The sequence below is a fragment of the Candidatus Desulfatibia sp. genome, assembly GCF_036446775.1.
Classification (GTDB): domain Bacteria; phylum Desulfobacterota; class Desulfobacteria; order Desulfobacterales; family UBA11574; genus Desulfatibia_A.
On record NZ_JAZFTO010000258.1, the window covers coordinates 1 to 3,438 of the forward strand.

General features: G+C 47.0%; 5 protein-coding genes and 1 pseudogene. 3 read left to right on the top strand and 3 right to left on the bottom strand.

What is annotated here, in order from left to right; translation table 11 throughout:
* Positions 1-304: 304 nt before the first annotated feature.
* The 3 genes from V3S16_RS12405 to V3S16_RS12415 all read right to left on the bottom strand — a co-directional run bounded on the left by V3S16_RS12405 (position 305) and on the right by V3S16_RS12415 (position 2,351).
* Positions 305-760, bottom strand: a complete 456-nt coding sequence (locus V3S16_RS12405; RefSeq protein WP_413885392.1) for an MOSC domain-containing protein — start codon at positions 758-760, stop codon at positions 305-307.
* Between the two features lie 161 nt (positions 761-921).
* Positions 922-2,004: an SO_0444 family Cu/Zn efflux transporter gene (locus V3S16_RS12410; protein ID WP_413885394.1), complete on the bottom strand. Its 1,083-nt coding sequence runs from the start codon at positions 2,002-2,004 to the stop codon at positions 922-924.
* 2 nt (positions 2,005-2,006) lie between these two features.
* Positions 2,007-2,351: an ArsR/SmtB family transcription factor gene (locus tag V3S16_RS12415; RefSeq protein ID WP_413885396.1), complete on the bottom strand. Its 345-nt coding sequence runs from the start codon at positions 2,349-2,351 to the stop codon at positions 2,007-2,009.
* 218 nt (positions 2,352-2,569) lie between these two features.
* Between V3S16_RS12415 and rplU the strand changes: the two genes are divergently transcribed.
* The 3 genes and pseudogenes from rplU to V3S16_RS12430 all read left to right on the top strand — a co-directional run.
* Positions 2,570-2,881, top strand: coding sequence for a 50S ribosomal protein L21 (rplU, locus tag V3S16_RS12420; RefSeq protein WP_413885398.1), 312 nt, complete (start codon positions 2,570-2,572; stop codon positions 2,879-2,881).
* Positions 2,882-3,062: 181 nt separating this feature from the next.
* Positions 3,063-3,317 (top strand): 50S ribosomal protein L27, encoded by a 255-nt coding sequence (gene rpmA / locus V3S16_RS12425; protein WP_413885400.1) that lies wholly within the window; start codon positions 3,063-3,065, stop codon positions 3,315-3,317.
* Positions 3,314-3,438 (top strand): annotated as a pseudogene (locus tag V3S16_RS12430) (GTPase ObgE); the annotation flags it as partial. The gene rpmA and the pseudogene V3S16_RS12430, both read left to right, overlap by 4 nt.

A 3,438-nucleotide genomic window follows, 5' to 3' on the forward strand; every position in this document is an offset into this window, starting at 1 on the left:
CAGGCAGAAGCCGGCGGCAAGGGCCAGTTCATCTCCCGGGGTGCGCATCACAACCGAATACGGTTTGCCCTCAATTATGATCGAGAGCGGTTCTTCGCCAAGTAGTTCATGTTCCAATGAGCGGTTGGATGATTTGTCCCAAAGGATGACCGTTTTTTTTAAAGATGCGTCCAAGAGATACTCCTATAAATAAGATACAAGATACATGATTCAGGATACAAGATGCATGATGCCGGTTGCCCCGTTTTCAGCGGGATTTCCGCTTCGCTACAACTGGCTTTGGTTGCAGGTTACTGATTCCTGCTCACTGTTCACTGGTATCGGATGGTAATATTTCGATTGTGTCGCCGCTGCGGATAGTGCCGCCTTCAAGCACCCTGGCAAAAACCCCTTCTTTGGGCATAATACAGTCGCCGGCCTGGTAATAGATAGCGCATTTTTTGACACATTCCTTGCCGATCTGAGTAATTTCAATCAGGCAGGTGTCACCTAACTTGACCCTGGTGCCCACCGGGACCGTTACCCAGTCGATTCCCGATGTTGCGATATTCTCGGCAAAATCACCAAAGGTCACATCCAGGCCCTTGTTGCGCATCTTATCGATACTTTCGGACGCCAGCAGGCTGACCTGGCGGTGCCAGTCACCGGCATGGGCGTCGCCCTGGAGGCCGTGATCTTTGACGAGGAGTGCTTCCTCAAAGCAGCTCTTGCGAGTCCCTTTTTTCTTGCTGACAGCGATAGCCTCGATTTTCATATCCATATCTTTTTTTGCTATGACCAATGTATTACATTTAATTTTAAATTTGAATTCCCCGCTGCTTGTAGCGCGGGATGAATTCAAATAGGAATTTTAGCCTTTCGCCAAACAGAGCGGCGTAGCCGCGTTTCATAAAATCGTAACACGATTTTATTCGGGTCAGGTTAACACGTGCTGCAAGCTCCAGGTTCTTTATAGTTTTTCCAGATCGCAAACGCAAGCAAAATGGCAAGGATGACCGCACCAGTCAATTCTACATAATGAGGGAATATTTCAGCGGCTTGTCCTGCGGATGCTTTGGCGGTGATTCCGATGCCGAAATATAGCATGTCGGTCACAATGCCGAGAGCAAGGGAGCATGCAACGATCGATCCCAGGTAGATCAAGAGTGATCTTTTGCCCAAAAGACCTGAAACCATACTCAAAGAAGCGATGTTCGTCGCCGGTCCGACCAGCAAAAATACCAGGGCGGCCCCCGGGTTTAGGCCTTTAAGTACCAGGGCGGCGGCAATCGGTGTTGAAGACGTCGCGCAGACATACATGGGCAGGCCGGCCACCAGCATCACAAGCATGGCAATAAAATTGTTGGTCAGGTATGATTCAAACAGGGTGTCCGGGATTAAATAGGAGATCAGTCCTGCCAGTAGAATACCTAAAATAAACCACTTGCCGATGTCGCCCAGAAGATCGACAAAGGCATACTTCAAACCAATGACAATTTTGGCGGTCAAGGAAATTTTGACAGGGTTTAAAGGGTTTAGGGATGGTCCGTTACAGCCGTGGTTGCCGGAGACAGAGCAGGAACTATGTAAGGTGTTTTTTGGTTTTTCCCTGGATTCGCCGAGAAAATTTTCAATAGTGCCGGCGACGATAGCGGTAATAAAGGCCGCCACCGGACGCATCACAGTAATAATAGGATCCATAAGCGCATAGGTAATCGGAATGGAATCCATGCCGGTTTCAGGCGTTGAGATCAAAAACGACATGGTCGCGCCGTTGTTGGCGCCTTGGCGCTTCAGCCCGGCCGCCGCCGGGACAACGGCGCAGGAGCACAGCGGAATCGGAATCCCCGCCAGGGCGGAGAGAAGCACGGGACGCACACGGCCCTTTCCTAAATAGCGACTGACTTTCTCGGGCTTGAAAAAAACATGGAGAATACCGGCGACAAAAAACCCAAAAAGCATATAGACGGACGATTCAAGAAAGACCTGCCATGCAGCGGCCAGGATTTCTATAATTATATTCATTTTTATTCCTTAACATGTTCCAGGGTCTGATTGATTAAAGTGCTCACATGGTGATCGTCAAGACGGTAATAGACGACTTTTCCTTCTCGGCGATAACGGACGATTTTCAGATTCCTGAGTATCCTGAGCTGATGGGATACGGCCGAGTCGGATGATCTGCAAACGGCTGCCAGATCACAGACGCACAATTCACATTTTGCCAGGGCAATCACAATCTTAAGCCGGTTTGGATCGCTCAAGGCCTTGAAAATGCTGGTAATGTCATGGAGCGCGTCCATGTCGGGAATGTTGCTAACGGCCTTTTGCACGCTTTCATGATGCAATATTTTTTCCTGACAGACATCCATAAGTTACCTCCAATTATATGAACGATTGTTCATATGTCAATTTTTAATAAGAGTCAAGCTATAAAATCGTTTTGCGATTTTATTTAAAATATTCTTGACAAATATTACGAAACGAATAAATATTATTAGTTTCTTGACTGATGAATTCATAAAAACCGAAATTATCACGTTTTGTAAAAAATCAGTATTAGATTGGATTTTTGAGGGGGCTTATATATATGTATGCTATTGTTGCATCCGGCGGGAAACAATATAAGGTTCGTCAGGGTGAAATATTAATGGTAGAGAAAATTCCAGGGGAAGTCGGCAGCCCGGTTGCTTTTGACAGCGTCCTGATGTGTTCGGACGGTGATGCGGTCAATATCGGACAACCGATTCTCGATAATGTTATTGTCAAAGGTCATATTGTCGAACAGGGCAAGGCCAGAAAGATTATTGTTTTCAAATATAAAAAACGCAAAAGATATCGCCGAAAGCAGGGGCATCGTCAGCAGTATACGGCAATCAAAATCGACAGTATCGAAACATAAAACGAGACCTTTGAAAAATGTTCAGTTTTGTTCAAGGTCAAGGCAGGCGAAAATTTTAACCACAGACATACATTGAGTATTTCGAGGATTAAAATTTGAGCCTAACGCCGAGATTGGACAAAAGGGGACGTTTTTCAATGGTCTCAAACGTAAATTGTTCTGAGCACAAGGAGTTAGCACAATGGCACATAAAAAGGCCGCCGGCAGTACGAGAAACGGCCGGGACAGTAACGCGCAGCGACGCGGGGTCAAGCGGTTTGGCGGACAAATGGTGCAGGCCGGCAATATTATAGTGCGCCAGCTGGGAACCAGAATCCATCCGGGAAACAATGTGGGCATGGGCAAGGATTACACTTTGTTTGCCAAGATCAATGGTATCATAGCTTTTGAAAGAATGGGGCGCCGTCGTAAAAAAGTAAGTGTTTATGCAGAGTGAAATTCATTGATGAAACGATCATTACCGTTCAATCCGGCAGCGGTGGCAAGGGCTGTGTAAGTTTCAGGCGTGAAAAGTTTATTCCGCGCGGTGGACCGGACGGTGGCGACGGCGGCAAAGG

Bases quoted from the DNA above. Each gene is read 5' to 3' on its own strand.
- V3S16_RS12405 (WP_413885392.1), bottom strand. From the start codon at position 760: ATGGATATGAAAATCGAGGCTATCGCTGTCAGCAAGAAAAAAGGGACT.
- V3S16_RS12410 (WP_413885394.1), bottom strand. From the start codon at position 2,004: ATGAATATAATTATAGAAATCCTGGCCGCTGCATGGCAGGTCTTTCTT.
- V3S16_RS12415 (WP_413885396.1), bottom strand. From the start codon at position 2,351: ATGGATGTCTGTCAGGAAAAAATATTGCATCATGAAAGCGTGCAAAAG.
- rplU (WP_413885398.1), top strand. From the start codon at position 2,570: ATGTATGCTATTGTTGCATCCGGCGGGAAACAATATAAGGTTCGTCAG.
- rpmA (WP_413885400.1), top strand. From the start codon at position 3,063: ATGGCACATAAAAAGGCCGCCGGCAGTACGAGAAACGGCCGGGACAGT.